The organism is Flavobacterium sp. 270, assembly GCF_004368785.1.
GTDB lineage: Bacteria > Bacteroidota > Bacteroidia > Flavobacteriales > Flavobacteriaceae > Flavobacterium.
Map to the genome: position 1 here is coordinate 352,424 of NZ_SODM01000003.1, position 18,814 is coordinate 371,237.

Genomic DNA, 18,814 nt, shown 5'->3' on the forward strand with positions numbered 1-18,814 from the left:
TGTATTTCAGGTATTTATGTGTTTTTTTGTTCATCTAATTTAATTTAATTTAAAGCAATTAAATAAATTGTCGGCTAAATGTCGGCTTTTTTTTATCTTTATAAAAAAAGATAATGGCACGAATAAAATTTTTAATTCAGAGTAAAAATAATCCAGCAAATATATATGTTAGATTAATTGACGGAAGAAAAATCGACATTAAAGCTAAGACAAATTTAATAATAAATCCATCAGATTGGAGTGATACTAAAGAAAGACCTAAAAATTTAAAAAACATAGACTTGAAACATCTTGATTTTGAATTATAAGAGATAAAAACAAAACTGTTAAATTATTATAATAATTCCAATGGAGACATCAATCTTCTTCGGTTAAAGAACTTTTTTAATCCGGTTAATGAAACTAAAATACCTACTGATTTAATTAGTTATATTGATTTTTATATAAATGAAAAAGTCTATGAAATGTCTGAAGCTAGTAAGAAAAAATATAATTTGATTAAAGCTAAAATGATGCGATTTCAACAGTTCAGGAAAATATTATTTATATTAAAAATATTAATGAATCTTTTAAAAAAGAATTTGTTGCCTATTATCTTAAAAACAATTATTCTCAAAATACTATGCAAAGAGAGCTTGTTTTTATTAAAACGGTGTGTAAGTACAACTTTTAAATTACAAGCAAGCTGATGCATTGAAAGCACAGGAATTTTTAAATTATATTACAATCATTGTTATTCAGCTGAAACTAAAGAATAAGAAACCACCTTTATAAGGTGTTTTTTTTTGTTAAATTATGATGTTTGAATAATATTTTAATTCATTTGATAATTCTTTTATAAATTTTAGATATGAGAAAGTATTGATATTAATACAGGATTAATATATCTTATTTTATTATTTTAAAGTTTTTTGCGAGTATATATATAATCCATTATTATTTTTCGCCAAAAAAATAAGATGGAAAAAGAATATACATTACATAGATTTGTTTTGAACACAGAACAAGAAAGATTTAATATTAAAAGAGATAATAGGGTAACGAGATTGTTATGGTTTTCATTGGGAGCTGCTTTTGTGTTTTTTGTAAACCTATTTTTATTATAAACTGAAACTCAAATTATTAAATAGTTTGAGGAATTTCAGGAATTTCAGGAATTTCAGGAATTTCACGTTTAGCAATGAGGTTCTCTTCTTTTTTCTGGTTTTTTTCTAGTTATTTCCGGTTATTTCCGGTTTTGTTAACTTTTTGTTGATAAACTATCGTTAAAAACAATACTTGAATAGCTCTTTTTATATTATTTTTGTAAAAGGAAAACCCGCCTTCTAAGACGGGTTTTAAAAAAAATTGGTTATGTGACTATCTTTTTCTTGTACGGTATAATGCTTCAATTATACCAATAACATTAAAGATAATTCCTGTAATCGTAAACCAATCTTCTGGCGAGCTAAAATCCATAAGATTAAATTTAAACAAAGCCACAGCCTCGGAACTGTGGCTTTTATTATATTACAAAGATCAGGCATTAACGATCAAAATCAAACTCAAACTTATTCACAATCTGGCATAGTTTTTAACAACGCTAAAAAATGAAATAATTTTCATACAGTAAACTAATATCCTGTAAATGAGGTTTTTGTAGAGTGGTTTTTCTTTTAAAAGTCCGTAAAATATAGACTTTCTAAAATAAGAAACAAGGAAAATCTTATTTGTTTTTAATTGATTTTTATAGCTAAAAATTTACACTTTTGAGTTCTTTTGCGACTCTATATGGCCAAAAGACCACTCTTCTCCAAAACGTCGGATAAACGCATCTTTGACAGATTATCTATAGGAACTATTGATTGCCTTTCACAAAAAACAGGCATCATCACAAATAGCCCATATATTATAAATGACAGTTGCAAATAGAGAAGTATTTTTTGTTAGATATTTTCTAATGTTATTCCGTTTAATAAGTCACTTTTGTCAATATTTTCTTTGTTTTCATTGGTGAGTTCGTCACTCAAATGATATACTAAGTAAACACACTTCTTTTCATGTGTCGATATTGTTGAAGTAAATATTTCGATATACATATTTTTTTTTATTAACTCAAAATCATATTGATAAGTGAATTTTAAAATTGAGTTTATTTGAAGTATGAAAGATGTATCAAAGTTGAGCTCTTTTTTTAAAGATGCATATGTTAGTTTGCGATTATTCAAGTTTCGTAATACAGCAAACGTACCAAGTCTTTTGTTGTAGTGTTGAATAAAAGAACTAAATATATTTATGTCTCTTAATAAGTAAAATGTTGATTTCGTTTCATTGTAATTAGCTAATAATCTAAAAAATAAATTTTCAAAATGTTGGATTTGGCTCGCATTATTTTGTCTTTTTATTTCCTCTTCATTATTTAGATTTACAATTTGCTGATTTAGATTTTGTTGCTCTTGACCTAAAAATGCAACATAAACTAAAATCAATCCACCTAATGAAAATAATGAAGAAACTATTCCGCCGGAAATAGTACCGACATCAACTAGGTATTCGTAATTTTCTTTTTTGGCGAAATAAAAAAAAGCAAAAAAAACAAATACCAGAGCTATACCAGTCCCTATCAATATTGCTGCATAAAAATTAAATTTATTTATTTTGATTTTTATATTCTTGATATTTTGATTAATAATCCGAATTGCTTCAATGTTATTCATCTTTTTTAGTTATTTTTAATTGCTTAAAATTGTCCAATAATGTTGTAAGCATATAGACAAATATGAAGGAAGTAATAACTTGAAATAACTGAATAATTTGAGTAATTCTGCCTATTGGTTTTATATTACTAAAAACAAAAAGTGTAACAGAATCTAACCAAATATCTACGTATTGTATATTAAGTTCGGGATTTTTTAAAATCTTTTTAAGTTCTATTCTTTTATTATATTTTTTATGAATAGCTTCAATAATGCTTTCGCTTTCGGTTCTGACTTTAGCAATATTAATTGAATTTTTATTGTAAAATGCAATATCATAATATAGATAATCTCTTTCTCTGTCTTGGGGATGCATCCCGGCTAATCCAGGTTCAACTATCAAAGAACCATTTTTGTAATAATACCTTTTTCCTATAATTGAGTCAATAATTTTTAGATTCTGTATTTTAGGTGGTAATCTATTTGCAATTTTAATTAAAGTATCGACATCTTTGTATTCTTCAAGTTTTAAAGTGATTTCTTTTTTTGTATGAGTTAAATAATCTTCACTAGAGGTGTAATTGTTGCTTGTGTACTTAAATAGGGCTTCATGTGATATAGGAAACAATACAAACGTTAGACCGCAGACACAGAAGAAAGTCAAAATGTTATTGTATTTGCTTATATTTTGAATGCATAACACAATTAAAGTAAAAGATAATATCAAGTAAAAAGTTATATTAAAAAATGTGGATTCTTCTGTAAAAATTACTATGAAAACTCTGTAGATTAAAATAAATAAGATTGGAATTGAAGTTGAATAATCTTTTTCTTTTATGCTCATATTTTTAGGTTTTTACTTTTATAATGTCTTTTAAACTTGTTGAAAAGCATGGCGATAAACTATCTTGACGCATCTTCCATTTTCTTTTTAAATCCATTCCTCCAAATTTAACTTTGTCGCCAAGTTTTAAATTCATTTTGTCCAGAACATTCATTAAAATTTTATGCTTCGGATTTTCATATTCAAACATAGACAATTGTTGTGTAATATCCTGCGAAGTACCCATTAAAATAACACCTGCTTTTTTATAATGATAACCATTTTCATAAATGGCATCAAGTGCTTTTTGAGCATATTTATTAAGCTCAAAAGAAATGGTAGTTTTACTGTTTTAAAACCATTATATTGGGGCAAATCTTGCCGAAAACGATTAGTGTAAATAAAAACGTTTATAATTCGCAATTACTGTTTTGACTTCGCAATTTTTCTCCGGCTAATGTTGAAAAAGTTGAAATACGTTCACGTAATTCTTCTTTGGTTTTCATCATTATATCGAAACTCCTTGTTGTTGCAATTCCTTTTTTCGGTTTTATATCTTCAAAGCCAATGGTTGGTTCTCCTTCTAAATCTTTCAATTTACAACTCAAATTCTAAGCTCTAATGAGATAAAAGAGTTTTTACTAACTCAGATTTAAAAAATAAGCTTGCTAAAGAAGGTATTAAGTTAAATAGAATTGAGAGTATAGTTTCTCAGACTTTTAAGTTTCGAGATACAACAAAAAGAGAAACTGACTTATCAGGATTAATTCATGCTATTAAGATCGGAACTCCAAAAAGTCAAATTATTATTGATACTTTAAATTGTTGGACAACCAAAGGAATGATTTCATTTGAAAACGACACTTTGAAATGGCAGGTTTTAGATTGTCAATTTAAAAATAAATCTGACGCAGTTGCTTATTGGGAACGTAAACAATGGAAATTTCTAGGAATAAAATCAAGATTATTTGGTAAAATTGAACTCACTTCTAAGACTTTTGATAATTGTGGAGAAAGTAGAATATTAAGAATAGAGAAAAAGAAATAAAATATTTTGAAAGATTGTTGGCTAAATGTCGGCTAAAAATAAAAATTAAAAATCGCAATTATCATTTAATTAGATAATTGCGATTTTTTTTTGTGGAGTCGCCGGGAATCGAACCCGGGTCCAAACAAGCAACTAAAGAGCTTTCTACACGTTTATTTCCTGATTTAATTTTCGATGTTAAGCTAGGTCAGGAACAACCACTCAACACTTATCTTCTTAATTTCGAAATCCACCCGAAGCTCATAGAAATCTAGGTTTATTTTTACGGTTCCCCTAAACTGACCGCCACAAACCAAGGCTTTCAAGGAGAATCCAGCTTCCCTATCTTATAGGGACGTGGCTAATCTTACTATAATTCGGATTATGCAGCTAAAGCGTAGTTATTTTCGCCGTGTAAAATTGTAAGATCTTATATTTACGAGCAAGGTCTCAATGCTCGACGTGCTTACTTTTCAATTCGACTTGCTGTCAAAACCAGTCGACCCCAAAAATGAGTTTGCAAATTTATACTATTTGCAATTACTTTCTATTAAAAATTTCAGAAAAATTGGATTATTCTTCGTCCTTGAAATTAAACGGATAATCGCCAAAAATTGGAGCCAGTTTACGAACCGCATACGTATTTCTGGTCATTTTATTGGATAAAGCTATAATGGTCACATTCTCTTTCATAAGCGGAATGTAAGATGAGGTATTACCGTGCCACCAGCCATTATGAAAATAATAGTTTTGTCCAGAATCCCAATTGATCATTCTTATACCAAGACCATAATTTTTTTCGCCTTTTCTTTCATTACTATACCCAGTATAAACCTGTTTTAATAAATCAGGTTTTAAAAAATCCGGAGAATTTCTGGCTCTGTCAAATTTTAAAAGATCGCGTACCGTAGAAAAGATGTTTTTATCGCCATAAACATTGTCTAAATAGTCAAAACCAATTTCTGCACCATTTCCTTTATAAGAAGGAACAATTTTCTTTCTGTCTTTATCATCATCAAAAACATAAGTATGCGTCATTCCCAAAGGTTTAAAAATCATTTCAGACATTGCTTCCTTATACTTTAAGCCCGTTATTTTTTCGATAATAAGCGCCAGCATTGCATAATTAGTATTGCAATAGCCAAAACGTGTTCCGGTTAATGATTCTAAACCAACATTTTTAGTTGCCAAAATATCTAGTATATCCTGATTAGTAAGCTGGTTATGTCTGTCCCAAACGTTTTTGTCATGATCTGTAAAATAGGCATAATTACGCATACCGCTTCGGTGGCTTAAAAGCATTCTTACGGTACATGCCTCATATGGAAATGTTTTTAAAATAGTATTTACCTTTTGATCCAAATCAAGTTTGCCGGCATTTACCAATTTTAAAACTGCAGTTGCAGTCAAAACTTTACTTACAGAAGCAATTTGTACAGGTGTTTCTGCGGTTATTTTAGTGCCTTCGTTTTTGTTGGCGTATCCATTGTATCTTTCAAAAATAATCTGGCCGTTTTTTGCTACCAAAAAGCTGCCGTTCATACTATTGTTTTTCCAGTTTTTATTGTAAAAGTGATTTATTCTTCCTGCAACCGAATTAATATAAGCCTGGCTTATTTTTTTTTCTGGTCCTAATGGCTTCATTTTAGGTAAAGTATCTTCAACCGTTGCAACCTCTTTCTCTACTGCTTTTTTATCTTTCCCGCACGAACTTAAAACTAAAATTAGAAAAAGTATTTGTGGTATATTTGTTTTTTTAACGAAGCTCATTTTCATATTCTTTAAAAACAAATATATAGAATTCAATACTTTCGTTTTCTCTTTTTTCATCTATTGAAATAGTTGTTTTAACATATTTTTAACTCCTTTTTTTCGTAGCAGATTGTACGTCAGCTTTTAACGATTTATGATCATTTAAAATAAGAAAATTAAAACAAAAATTTAACTTTATTTGTTATATTTGAAACAAATTGAGTGTAAAAAGTTATATTAATATTTACGTTAATCTGATATAAATGAAATTTGGAATTATAAAAGAAAGAAAAAACCCACCAGACAGACGCGTGGTGTTTTCACCAAATGAACTTGCTAAATTAAAACAGCTTTATCACGACGCTTCGGTTGAGGTAGAAAGTTCAGATATCCGAGTTTTTTCGGACATTCAATATAAAAGTATGGGAATTACGGTTACAGATGATATTTCTGGATCTGATGTTTTGTTTGGGGTAAAAGAAGTTCCGATTGACAGCTTAATTCCAAACAAGTCTTATTTCTTTTTTTCTCACACCATAAAGAAACAGCCTTACAACCAGAAACTGCTAAAAGCTATTTTAGAAAAAAATATCACGTTATACGATCACGAAACGATTGTGGATTCACTTGACCGTCGTTTGATTGGTTTTGGAAGATATGCCGGAATGGTTGGTGTTTATAACGGAATTCGTGCTTTCGGAATTAAGTTTGAATTGTTTAAACTTCCAAAAGCAGAAACTCTTGACGGCCGTGATGCACTTATCAATCAGTTGAAGAGAATTACAATGCCTGCCCTAAAATTTGTGATTACGGGAACAGGTAAAGTAGGAAACGGTGCCAAAGAAATTCTGGACGCTATTAAAATAAAAGAGATTACGGTTGATAATTATTTAACCAAAAAATATGCTCAGGCTGTATATGTGCAGTTGGATGTTTTAGAATACAATAAACGCATTGACGGAAAGGTTCTGGATTTTAAAGATTTTGTAGAACATCCTAAAGAATATGTTTCTGACTTTGAAAAATTTACTAAAGTTACCGATATCTATTTTGCTGGTCATTTTTATGCCAGCGAAGCGCCAGTTATTTTAACTCAGGAAATGCTAAATGCAAGTGACTGTAAATTAAAAATTGTAGCCGATATTTCTTGTGACGTAAATGGTCCCATTGCCTGCACATTGCGTTCGTCAACAATTGCAGAACCTTTGTACGGATATTTTCCGTTAGAAAATAAAGAAGTTGATGTTTTTCATCCTGCAGCTGTAGTAGTTATGGCGGTTGATAATCTCCCATGCGAACTTCCAAAAGATGCAAGTGAGGGGTTTGGAGAGCAATTTATGGAACATGTTATTCCTGCCTTTTTTAATGGTGACAAAGACGGAATTTTAGCCCGCGCAAAAATGACTGAAAACGGTAAACTTACACCGAGATTTAGTTATTTGCAGGATTATGTTTCTTTGTAATGTTCAGAGGGGCAGAGGTTCAGAGGGACAAAGTTTTTTGTAGAAACTTATATTCTTTTTAAGATAGATATAGATAATTTTCTCGTTTTCTAGAAATGACAATTTTAGGGTTTTTAGCTTTGTCAAAGTTTTAAACTTTGACAAAGCTGGCTTTTGATTGTCGAGTTTCTTGCGGAGATTTCTCGTTCCTCGAAATGACAAATATTGGGGATTATTCCATTCGTATAAAAAAACCTCTGTCAAAGTTTTAAACTTTGACAGAGGTTTAATTGATGGAAAGTAGTTTTTAAAGTTTCTAAGCTATTTAAGGGCTTAGTTGCTTAGAAGCTTAGAGTCTCAGAACCTTAGCCTAAACCATCTCTTCAGGCTTCACCCAAGCATCAAAATCTTCTGGGGTTACATAACCTAAACGTACCGCTTCGTCTTTTAGAGTTGTTCCGTTTTTGTGGGCGGTTTGAGCAATTTCTGCTGCTTTGTAATACCCTATTTTAGTATTTAAAGCCGTAACCAACATTAATGAATTATCGACTAATTCTTTGATTCGTTTGTAATTTGGTTCAATTCCTTGAGCGCAATGTTCGTCGAAAGAAATACAGGCGTCGCCAAGTAAACGTGCCGATTGAAGGAAATTAGCAGCCATAACAGGTTTAAAAACATTCAATTCGTATTGTCCCTGCATACCGCCGACGGCAATTGCCATATCATTTCCTATTACTTGCGCGCAAACCATTGTAAGAGCTTCACATTGTGTTGGATTTACTTTTCCGGGCATGATAGAAGATCCTGGTTCGTTTTCCGGAATGTGGATTTCACCAATTCCAGAGCGTGGTCCAGAAGCGAGCATTCTAACATCGTTGGCAATTTTATTTAAGGAAACAGCCAATTGTTTTAGCGCGCCGTGAGATTCTACAATAGCGTCGTGCGCGGCCAAAGCTTCAAATTTATTTTCGGCAGTTACAAATGGATGATTCGTAAATTGTGCGATATATTCGGCAACTTTTACGTCGTAACCTTTAGGAGTGTTAAGTCCGGTTCCTACGGCAGTTCCGCCCAACGCGATTTCGGATAAATGCGCTAAAGTATTTTTTAAAGCTTTTAATCCGAAAGTTAATTGTGCAGCATAACCTGAAATTTCCTGACCAAGAGTTAAGGGAGTAGCGTCCATAAGATGTGTACGTCCGATTTTTACAACGTCTTTGAATTCTGTTGCTTTAGTTAGCAGTGTGTCGCGTAATTTTTCGACTCCGGGAATAGTAGTTTCTACCACCATTTTATACGCTGCGATGTGCATTCCGGTTGGGAAAGTGTCGTTTGAGGATTGTGATTTGTTTACATCATCATTGGCTTTTATAAATTGTTCGCCTTCGCCAATTTCAAAACCTTTAAGAACTTGTGCGCGATTGGCAATTACTTCGTTTACGTTCATGTTACTTTGCGTTCCCGAACCTGTCTGCCAGATTACTAGTGGAAATTCGTCGTTTAATTTTCCTGCTAGTATTTCATCGCAAACTGCTGCGATTGCGTCTCTTTTTTCGATTGGTAAGACACCTAAATCGTAGTTTGCGTATGCTGCTGCTTTTTTTAGATAGGCAAAACCTTCTATAATTTCCTGTGGCATTGATGCCGATGCTCCGATTTTGAAATTATTTCTTGAACGTTCTGTCTGTGCACCCCAATATTTATCGGCTGGGACTTGTACTTCGCCCATGGTGTCTTTTTCGATTCTGTATTTCATTTTTTTTAATTATGAATTATGAATTATGAATTATGAATTATGAATTATGAATTATGAATTATGAATTATGAATTATGTTTTTATTAATGGTCTGAAAATTGAAAACAATTGTTTTTTTTAAAGCCGATTGCCCTAGCCCTGATGGGAGCGGTATCCTTTTTTGTCTCGTTTTTTTCTAACGAGACAAAAAAGATATAGCGGACAGCAGGAAACAGCTCCTGAACACTATACTGCTTCTTAATTATTTATTGTTTTTGAAATTTTTTAGAACGCTTAAATAAAAGCTTATTTAAAATGAGTATAAATATACTCATAATTGCCATTTTAAAAAAATTGATTTGGTTTTTATTGGCAAGGAAAAATATAAAACATACATTTGTACTTACATTCAAAAATTCCGGAAAACATGTTTGAATTTTCACAGTACTTAGGCTTTTTACTTTTCTTAACCATCCTAACTATGGGATTTTGGTTGATGTTTTTCTTGGTTACTTTCGTATCTTACTGGGTTACGGGTGCTAGCTGGGAAATGTTCAAAGAAATGAGAGCAAAAAAGAAAGCAGAACAATCGATTTAAATATAAATTGATTTCATAAAAAAAGGACCCGTTTTGCGAGTCCTTTTTTTTATGCACATACGTGAAGAAATTCCAAAAGAAAAATTCCAAATTCCAATTGTAAAACTTATAAAGTTCTATAGATTGGAATTTGGAATTTTTTTATTTTGGAATTTAAGAAATATTATCCCGGAAATTCTCCACCACCATCATTTCCTCCTTCATTTTTAGGAGCACCTTTTTCTCTATCGCTTTTTGGTTTGTTGAAGCGGTAGGTAAACGATAAGTTGAACTGACGTTTACGGAACTGCATTTCGCTGTAAGAAGTTTGGTTCTCCAAATAAGTATATGATTTCATAATTCTTGAATTGAAAACGTCGCTAATATTGAATGCGATTGTTCCTTTGTCTTTTAGTACATCTTTACTCAAAGAAGTATTCATACCAAACTGTCCTAAGTTTTTACCTTGCGCGGTTTTTTGCTCACCGTTGTACATGCCTGTTAACTGCCAGTCGATTTTGTATGGCAAAGTTACTTTAGAGCTGATTCTTGCGAACCATGTATTGGCTTTATTGTCAAGATTTTGCACTACAAGATCGCCATTTGCATCTGTATAGCTATTTTCTCCAGTTGTTTTTACATTGTAAAGGTTGAAGTTACTGTTTAATCTCCACCATTTAAACGGCGTGTAATTAAGTGTAAACTCAAATCCGAATTTTTGCTCTTTTCCTAAGTTAATCGGACGGCTTAAAATAACCGGAATCCCGTTTACTTCGTCACCCGTAGGAGATCTTACAAAGCTGAAAACGTCTTTTGTATCTTCGTAATAAGCTGAAGTATTAAAAGTTACTTTATCCCAGCGTTTGATGTATCCGATGTCGTATTTGTCTGTAAGAGATGGATCTAAATCTGGATTTCCTTGAAAAATATTAATGTTACTTGAATAATTTACCGCAGGATTCATAAAACGTCCTCTTGGTCTAGATAAACGCTTGCTGTAACTTGCTGTAAAGTTACTTTGATCTGAAATTTCGTAACTAATAAAAGCACTTGGAAACAAGTTGTTGTATTTTTTAGTGTTGAAATTTTGAGTATCCAATAAGTTTACCTGAATGTTGGTGTCTTCCCAACGCAATCCGAATAAATAAGAGAATTTATTTATTTTGAAACCGTATTGTGTATAGATCGCATTGATGTTTTCTTTGTATTCTAAGGTATTAGAAATGTTGTCAATTTTTGCACCGTTACTGTCCAAAACGTAATATTCATTGTTTAAGTCGCCAAAACTTCCTTTGTATCCTGCTTCAAATTGACTTCCTTTACCAAGTGGCAATACGTAATCTGCTTGTAATAATACTTGTTTCTGAACCTGATCATTTAAGGTGTTGTTAAAATCACTTGCATTACTACCGGTAATAAGACTGTTGCTGTCGTCTGTGTTTCTAGAGATAGAAAGATCGGCAGTAAGTTTGTGTCCTTTATCGTTGAAATTTTTGATTAAGTTTGAAGTATATTCAAAATTTTCGCTGCCTGTGTCACCTTTATTTAAACGGTAAGTTGCACCTGTAAAAGCGTGAGCTGCATCATAATTACTGTAGTTGATTAGATCTTTGTCTTCTCCAGTATTATTTTGGTAGTTGATCGCATTTGTCCAGAATGTAGTTGGAGTAATAGACCATTCTACACCGCCTCTTGCGTTAAAACCATTTCTAATTCTTTTGGTATCACGATCTTCATCCAAAAAGTTTTTTGCAGTACCATCGTCATTAAAATATTGAGAATTGGTTTTTCCGCCTCCTTCATTAGTTCTGTAATTGTAACCAGCTGTTGTGAAGTAGTTTAATTTTTCTGTTTTATAATTTAAATTGGCACTTAAACCATACGTTTCTGGTAAACCGGTCGAAGCGATAAAAGTTCCGTTGAAACCTTGATTTTTACCTTTTTTAAGAATAATGTTGATCAATCCCGAACCTCCTTCTGCATCGTAACGCGCAGACGGGTTAGTAATAACTTCAACTTTATCAATTGCATCTGCAGGAAGTTGTCTTAATGCTTCGGCAACGTTTATAGCGTTAGAAGGTCTTCCATCAATTAAAATTCTGATGTTGTCACTTCCTCTTAAACTTACATTTCCTTCTGTATCAACAGAAACAGATGGTACATTGTCAAGAACGTCACTTACAGTTCCGCCTTTTACCATCATGTCCTGACCTACGTTGTACACTTTTTTGTCTAGTTTTATTTCAACTGTAGATTTTTCGGCACGAACAACAACTTCGTTCAATTGTGCTGCATCTTCAGACAGGTTTACAGAACCTAAATTGGTGTCGCCAGTAATCGCTTTTTGTTTGATTTCGGTTGGTTTAAACGAAATAAATTCAATTTTTATATCATAAGTTCCTGGAGCAACTGCTACTTCAAATTCTCCTTTAGGATTGGTAATTCCCCCGGCAATAACTTTAGTATCGTTGAGAGCCATAATCGAGATAGTCGCGTATTCAAGAGGTTGTTTGCTTACCTTCTCAAAAACTTTTCCTGTTACTTTTACTTTGTTTTTAGCAGGACCAGGTTGTTGTGCATAGTTGTAAAAACTTGTGAAAAAGAATACAAGCAATACAGCAAATTTCAATTTTTTCATTATTTTTTTGGTTTCATTTTCATTTTAGACAGCAAAAGTAGCGCATGGTTTAAAGAATGAAATCATAAAAATTTGTTAATTAAACATTTTATAATCAATCTAAAAAAGAAGCAACCAGATCTAAATCTCTTCCTATGATGGCTTTTCCGTCTTTTACAACAATCGGACGCTCGATCAAAATTGGGTTATCTGCCATTGCCTCAATGATTTGATCGTTGGTTAATGTTTTTCCTTTATAGTTATCGATCCAGATTTTTTCTTTGGTTCTTATCAATTGAATGGGTTCAATATTTAATTTTTCAAGCAAAGATTTTAAATCTTCAAAACTTGGAGTTTCTGTTAAATACGGAATAATTTCATATTCTTGGTTTGTGTCTTCAACAAAAGCCAGGCAGCTTCTTGATTTTCCGCAGCGTGGATTGTGATAAATCTGTATCATTTTATTATATTTAATCGGTTAAAAAAATTGCCAAATAAAAATTAGGTATTTTAGCAAGACCAAAAGTAAGATTTACTTATCGAATAGAATTCTCATTTTTTAAAATTTATACATATGTTTTTAGAACAAGGAATTAAACCTGAAAATGTTTTTTGGAAATATCTTTTAGGTTCTGTTTTTATTATTACAGCTTCTTTTATTGGTCAAATTCCTTTTTCTGTTGCGGTTCTTTATAAAAGTTATACATCCAAAGAAAGTTTTCCGACAGATAATGCCGCGGTGATGAATTTGTTTGAGCCCAATCTTACGCTGTTTTTGGTCATGATTTCTTTTGCTTTTGCTTTTGCAGGGATTTATTTTGTTGTAAAATATTTGCACCATCAAACACTTTTATCGATTACGACTTCCCGACAAAAAATAGATTGGAAACGGATTGGTTTTTCTTTTTTGTTGTGGTCTTTCTTTTCGGTTGTTTTATTTTTGATTGTTTATTTACAATCGCCTAAAAATTTTGTCTGGAATTTTAAATTGGTTCCTTTCTTAATTTTGGTTCTTTTAGGTTCGATTTTGATTCCGATTCAAACCAGTACAGAAGAATATATTTTTAGAGGTTATTTAATGCAGGGATTTGCCAATCTAGCCCAAAACAGATGGTTTCCGTTCCTGATGACTTCGCTGATTTTTGGTTCTATGCATATTTTTAATCCCGAAGTTGCCAAAATGGGATACATCATTATGATTTATTATATAGGAACAGGTGTTTTTTTAGGTCTTATTACACTTATGGACGAAGGAATAGAACTGGCGCTGGGTTTTCATGCAGCAAATAATCTTATCGGAGCTCTTTTAGTAACGTCAGATTGGTCTGTTTTTCAGACCCATTCTCTTTTTAAAGATATGTCTGAGCCATCTGCCGGTTTAGATGTTATATTACCAGTTGTGGTGGTTTACCCGATCTTGGTTTATATTTTTAGTAAAAAATACAACTGGACAAACTGGAAAGAAAAATTAACCGGTAAAATTAATACCGAAGCAATAGTAAATTAATACCATCATGTTAGAGTTAACACATAAAAATGTCCATAATTATTTTAAGCTAAACGGTTATCATTTTAACGGAAAAGCCTTAAGCCAAATAGGTTACAGTTATATCAAAGAGGGCGACAGTTATGAACGTTCTATTGGTAGTTTTTTATTGGATTGGTTTGATGATAAGGGATATATCGAAATGACTACTTCTGGAACAACAGGACTTCCAAAATTAGTGCGTTTAGAAAAACAGGCGATGATTCAATCTGCATTAGCAACGGGTGATTTTTTCGGATTAGAACCGGGAAATAAAGCGTTGCTTTGTCTTCCTGTTCAGTTTATTGCCGGAAAAATGATGTTGGTTCGCAGTTTTATTTTAGGATTAGAAATTGATATTGTTTCGCCGAGTACAGAGCCATTAGCATTAAATAAGAAATTTTATGATTTTGTTGCGATGGTGCCTTTGCAAGTTCAAAATTCTATCGAAGCACTAAAAAATGTAAAGAAATTAATTATTGGAGGTGCTAAAATAGACAGTGCTTTAGAAAAGCAACTTTTGCCATTAGAAACCGAAATTTATGAGACTTATGGTATGACCGAAACCATAACGCATATTGCGGCAAAAAGAGTAGGAGAGCGTGCTTTTTCGATTTTACCAAACGTAAAAATTGCAAAAGACGAACGTGATTGTTTAGTGATTTCTGTTGCGTCTATTTCTGATGAGCCAATTGTCACGAATGATTTAATTGAATTGATAAACGAAAAACAATTTGTGTTTTTAGGCCGAATTGATAATGTAATTAATAGTGGCGGTGTAAAACTAATTCCGGAACAAATAGAAGCTAAACTAATCGGAAAAATAAAGAATAGATTTTTTGTAACAGGCGTACACGATTCTATTTTAGGCGAAAAATTAATTTTGGTTATCGAAGGCGAAAAACAAGATTTTGCTCCAGACTTTTTTGATGTTTTAGGAAAATTCGAAAAACCAAAAGAAATTGTTTTTGTTCCGAAATTCAAAGAAAACGAAAATGGGAAGTTGTTACGTAAATCGAGCCTTCAGGGTTAAATTCCAATCTTCTTAAATTCCAAACAAAGGAAAATTTCAATAAAAAATCCCAAATTCCAAACTTACTGCTTGGAATTTGGGATTTTTAATATTGGAATTTATTTAAATATTGGAATTTATATTTAAGCTTTACGCTCTAATAACGCCATATAAAAGCCATCAAAACCAGATTCTGAAGCTAGCATTTTACGATCCTGGATGAAAGTAAATTGTTGCCCGATTTCTGTTTTAAGGAATTTCTCTACCTGCTCTTGATTTTCTGATGGTAAAACAGAACAAGTTGCGTAAACTAATTTTCCGCCTGGTTTTACAATTTTAGAATAGCTTTCTAAAACTTCTGCCTGTACTTTTCTGATGTTATCAATAAATTCAGGTTGTAATTTCCATTTAGCATCAGGATTTCTTTTTAGAACTCCTAAACCGCTACAAGGTGCATCGATTAGAACACGATCTGCTCGTTCGTGCAGTTTTTTGATCACTTTTGTAGAATCAATAATTCTGTATTCAATGTTAAAAGCACCATTTCTTTTCGCTCTTAATTTTAACTGTTTCAATTTGCTTTCGTACAAATCCATTGCAATCAACTGCCCTTTATTTTCCATTAAAGAAGCAATATGCAATGTTTTTCCGCCCGCACCAGCGCAAGTATCCACAATACGCATTCCTGGTTTTACGTCAAGAAAACCAGCAACCAATTGTGAGTTGGCATCCTGAACTTCAAATAAACCTTGTTTAAAAGCGTCTGTCAAAAACACATTCGCTCTTTCTTTTAAAACCAAAGCTTCTGGCTGATCTTTTAAATATTCAGTTTCAATATTCAAATCCATCAGCGTATTTCTCAAGTTTTCTTTAGTCCCTTTTAAAGTATTGGTTCTTAGAATAACTTTTGCCGGCTGGTTTTGAGCTGCAATTTCTTTAGCCCAAACTTTTTCGCCTAATTCTTTTACTCCAACTTCATCCATCCAATCCGGAATAGATTCTTTTAAAGCTCTAATTTTAGAAAGTTCGTCAAAACGTCCTTTGATTTTTCTTTCTGGAGTTCCTTCCAATTGTCTCCAATCTGGAATTGGATATCCTCTTAAAACTGCCCAAACAGCAAACATTCTCCATAAATTGTCTCTGTCAAAAGGTTCTTTAACTTCGGCAATTTCGGCGTATAATCTCTTCCAGCGAACAATTTCGTATATCGTTTCAGCAACAAATTTCCTGTCAGAACTTCCCCAACGTTTGTCTTTTTTTAATGCTCGTGCTACCACTTTATCTGCATATTCTCCTTCGTTGAAGATCGCATTTAAAGAATCGATGGTAGTATAAACTAAATTTCTGTGTAATCTCATTTTAATTATTTGATTTGCAAAGGTACTATTAATTGGTTGAAAGTGAAATTTTTAATTTTGATTGTGATTTGACTTTCAATAAAAAGAAAAAAAACACTCTAATAAAGTTTTAAAAGAGTGTTTTTGAATTTATTTTAGAATGCGTTTTATTTTAAGCCTCGTTTGTTTCGCCTTCTTTTTTGACGATAATTCGAGTTAATCCAATATTTTCAGGAGCGTGAAGCACCATTGGGAATTTCTCTATTTTTACAGAGCTGCTGTCTAAGCCAAAAGCTCTTTCTTCAGATAAACTTAGTTTTTTAATGAAGAAATAAGAGTTCATGATAATATTTTCGTGCCATCTTAAATCGTTATCATTTGATAAGAATTTCTCAGACAATACAAATTTAAAGTCACCAATAATATTGTTTTTGTTTAATGATTCGTAACGGCTGGTAATATCCACTTCGCCGCGTTTTACCATGTCACGTATAACTTCTCTAAACATCAAATTGATTTTGGTAGGTTCTCTAAATCCTAAATTAAAATCGATTCTGTAAATATCGTCTTTTGCGATTTCGGTAACTTTATATTGTGTTTTATACGGTTCAGTAAGAATGTTTACGTGTACAAACCAGTATATATCGGCTCTTTTTGGACGTTTTTGTAAAATCGAATAGATTACTTTTTCCTCCAATTCGTCTACACGGCTTGCATTGGTCATGTAAACCAAGTGTGTAGCATATTTCGGAATAGATAAATCTTCGCTCAACTCCATTAAGACTTTTTTATAATCATCAATCTTAACAACTTTCGTGTAGTTTTTGTTGATTTTCTTAGCCAAGTACCAAATCGTCATGATAGAAATCAACATCAAAGCGATGATCAAAGTTACATAACCACCTTCGGCAAATTTTGTAATGTTCGCAATTAAGAAACTAAACTCAATCAATAAATAAATCGTGATAAGCGGTACCATAAAGTACAATTTTACACGTTTCATAATTAAGTAATAGTTCAGCAAAATAGTCGTCATGATCATACATAAAATGATCGCAAGACCATAAGCATGCTCCATGTTTCCTGATTTTTGAAAGTGTAAAACAATACCCACACAACCAAAAAACAATAACCAGTTGATTGATGGAATATACAATTGTCCTTTTACTTCTGTAGGATATTTGATTTTTACTTTCGGCCAGAAATTCAGACGCATTGCTTCGTTGATCAAAGTAAACGAACCACTAATAAGAGCCTGAGAAGCAATAACGGCTGCTAAAGTCGCCACTACAATTCCGAATGGTAAAAACCAATGCGGCATAATTAAGTAAAACGGGTTATCGCCACCTAATTGGTGCAGTGTTTTTCCTTCGTGAGTAATTAAATACGCTGCCTGACCAAAATAGTTTAATACTAAAGTAGTTTTTACAAAAATCCAGCTGATTCTGATGTTTTTACGTCCGCAGTGACCCATGTCAGAATACAAAGCTTCGGCTCCGGTTGTACATAAAAATACAAACCCAAGAACAAAATAACCGTCGGGATGAATTGATAATAAATGGTAAGCGTAGTAAGGATTTATAGCTCTGATAACTTCAGGATGATCTAAGATTTGAACTGCTCCTAAAGTTCCTAACATTGCAAACCAGATCAGCATCATTGGAGCAAAAAACTTACCTACAAGCTTAGTTCCAAATTGTTGAATCGTGAATAAAATGAATAGAATCGCAATAACAATATATACAATGGTTTCGGTTTCCATTTTTGGATAAAAAGCCCGAATTCCTTCTACAGCAGACGATATAGAAATAGGAGGTGTTATGATTCCGTCGGCAAGCAAGGCACTACCACCAATAATGGCGGGCACAATGAGCCATTGAATTTTGGTTTTCTTGACTAAAGCATATAAAGCAAAAATTCCACCTTCACCATGGTTGTCCGCACTTAAAGTTATGAGAACGTATTTTATTGTAGTTTGTAAAGTCAAAGTCCAGAAAACGCAGGAAATTCCTCCTAAAACAATGTCCGAATTAATTGCGTAATCGCCAAGAATGGCTTTCATTACATACAATGGAGAAGTACCAATATCTCCATAAATAATTCCCAATGTGATCAATAAACCCCCAATAGACAACTTACTATGTAAGTTTTTATGCGATGCGCTCATGTTATTTTTATAAAAGACGGTTGCAAATTTACTGTTTTAAAACAAATTAGCGTCAATTAAATGGAATATAATTTAAAAGATAAAAAAAAGCACAATCCTCAAATTGTGCTTTTAATTTTATTATA

15 protein-coding genes and 1 other RNA gene are annotated in these 18,814 nt (G+C 32.2%); 5 read left to right on the forward strand and 11 right to left on the reverse strand.

The window, feature by feature from the left end:
* The first annotated feature begins 113 nt into the window (after window positions 1-113).
* Entirely contained in the window at window positions 114-308 is a 195-nt protein-coding gene (locus EV144_RS13085; protein ID WP_134149445.1) for a hypothetical protein, read from the forward strand.
* 1,617 nt (window positions 309-1,925) lie between these two features.
* On the opposite strand, the gene EV144_RS13095 is transcribed toward EV144_RS13085, so the two are convergent.
* The 4 genes from EV144_RS13095 to EV144_RS13110 all read right to left on the reverse strand — a co-directional run bounded on the left by EV144_RS13095 (window position 1,926) and on the right by EV144_RS13110 (window position 4,094).
* The gene (locus EV144_RS13095) at window positions 1,926-2,696 is read right to left on the reverse strand and encodes a hypothetical protein (protein WP_134149447.1); all 771 of its coding nucleotides are present in this window, start codon (window positions 2,694-2,696) and stop codon (window positions 1,926-1,928) included.
* The gene (locus tag EV144_RS13100; protein ID WP_134149448.1) at window positions 2,689-3,519 is read right to left on the reverse strand and encodes a hypothetical protein; all 831 of its coding nucleotides are present in this window, start codon (window positions 3,517-3,519) and stop codon (window positions 2,689-2,691) included. The genes EV144_RS13095 and EV144_RS13100 overlap by 8 nt, the downstream gene beginning before the upstream one ends.
* Window positions 3,520-3,523: 4 nt before the next feature.
* Entirely contained in the window at window positions 3,524-3,745 is a 222-nt protein-coding gene (locus EV144_RS13105) for a DUF4113 domain-containing protein (RefSeq protein ID WP_134149449.1), read from the reverse strand.
* A 163-nt stretch (window positions 3,746-3,908) separates the two neighbouring features.
* Window positions 3,909-4,094, reverse strand: coding sequence for a hypothetical protein (locus EV144_RS13110; RefSeq protein ID WP_134149451.1), 186 nt, complete (start codon window positions 4,092-4,094; stop codon window positions 3,909-3,911).
* A 245-nt stretch (window positions 4,095-4,339) separates the two neighbouring features.
* On the opposite strand from EV144_RS13110, the gene EV144_RS13115 reads away from it, so the two are divergent.
* Window positions 4,340-4,546, forward strand: coding sequence for a hypothetical protein (locus EV144_RS13115; protein WP_134149453.1), 207 nt, complete (start codon window positions 4,340-4,342; stop codon window positions 4,544-4,546).
* A gap of 90 nt (window positions 4,547-4,636) precedes the next feature.
* On the opposite strand, the gene ssrA is transcribed toward EV144_RS13115, so the two are convergent.
* Window positions 4,637-5,032: a transfer-messenger RNA gene (ssrA, locus tag EV144_RS13120) on the reverse strand.
* A 66-nt stretch (window positions 5,033-5,098) separates the two neighbouring features.
* Window positions 5,099-6,301 carry a serine hydrolase domain-containing protein gene (locus EV144_RS13125; RefSeq protein ID WP_134149955.1) on the reverse strand — a complete coding sequence of 401 codons (1,203 nt, stop codon included), beginning with the start codon at window positions 6,299-6,301 and terminating at the stop codon, window positions 5,099-5,101.
* A gap of 239 nt (window positions 6,302-6,540) precedes the next feature.
* Between EV144_RS13125 and EV144_RS13130 the strand changes: the two genes are divergently transcribed.
* Window positions 6,541-7,740: an NAD(P)-dependent oxidoreductase gene (locus EV144_RS13130; RefSeq protein WP_134149455.1), complete on the forward strand. Its 1,200-nt coding sequence runs from the start codon at window positions 6,541-6,543 to the stop codon at window positions 7,738-7,740.
* Window positions 7,741-8,089: 349 nt separating this feature from the next.
* Here EV144_RS13130 and fumC read toward each other — a convergent pair whose 3' ends face one another.
* From fumC to EV144_RS13145, 3 genes are all read right to left on the reverse strand, one after another.
* A complete protein-coding gene (gene fumC, locus EV144_RS13135; protein ID WP_134149457.1) occupies window positions 8,090-9,475 on the reverse strand; it encodes a class II fumarate hydratase in 1,386 nt (461 codons plus the stop codon).
* Window positions 9,476-10,215: 740 nt separating this feature from the next.
* Entirely contained in the window at window positions 10,216-12,669 is a 2,454-nt protein-coding gene (locus EV144_RS13140; RefSeq protein WP_134149459.1) for an outer membrane beta-barrel family protein, read from the reverse strand.
* Between the two features lie 94 nt (window positions 12,670-12,763).
* Window positions 12,764-13,108 (reverse strand): arsenate reductase family protein, encoded by a 345-nt coding sequence (locus EV144_RS13145; RefSeq protein ID WP_134149460.1) that lies wholly within the window; start codon window positions 13,106-13,108, stop codon window positions 12,764-12,766.
* A gap of 114 nt (window positions 13,109-13,222) precedes the next feature.
* Here EV144_RS13145 and EV144_RS13150 point away from each other — a divergent pair, with 114 nt between their 5' ends.
* Both EV144_RS13150 and EV144_RS13155 read left to right on the forward strand, forming a co-directional pair.
* Window positions 13,223-14,155 carry a CPBP family intramembrane glutamic endopeptidase gene (locus tag EV144_RS13150; RefSeq protein ID WP_134149462.1) on the forward strand — a complete coding sequence of 311 codons (933 nt, stop codon included), beginning with the start codon at window positions 13,223-13,225 and terminating at the stop codon, window positions 14,153-14,155.
* A gap of 7 nt (window positions 14,156-14,162) precedes the next feature.
* On the forward strand, window positions 14,163-15,206 hold the full coding sequence (locus EV144_RS13155; protein ID WP_134149464.1) for an AMP-binding protein: 1,044 nt from the start codon (window positions 14,163-14,165) through the stop codon (window positions 15,204-15,206).
* Between the two features lie 122 nt (window positions 15,207-15,328).
* Here the strand turns inward: EV144_RS13155 and EV144_RS13160 are convergent, their stop codons facing one another.
* Both EV144_RS13160 and EV144_RS13165 read right to left on the reverse strand, forming a co-directional pair.
* A complete protein-coding gene (locus tag EV144_RS13160; protein WP_134149466.1) occupies window positions 15,329-16,543 on the reverse strand; it encodes an RsmB/NOP family class I SAM-dependent RNA methyltransferase in 1,215 nt (404 codons plus the stop codon).
* A gap of 151 nt (window positions 16,544-16,694) precedes the next feature.
* Window positions 16,695-18,689 (reverse strand): KUP/HAK/KT family potassium transporter, encoded by a 1,995-nt coding sequence (locus EV144_RS13165; protein WP_134149467.1) that lies wholly within the window; start codon window positions 18,687-18,689, stop codon window positions 16,695-16,697.
* Window positions 18,690-18,814: the final 125 nt, after the last annotated feature.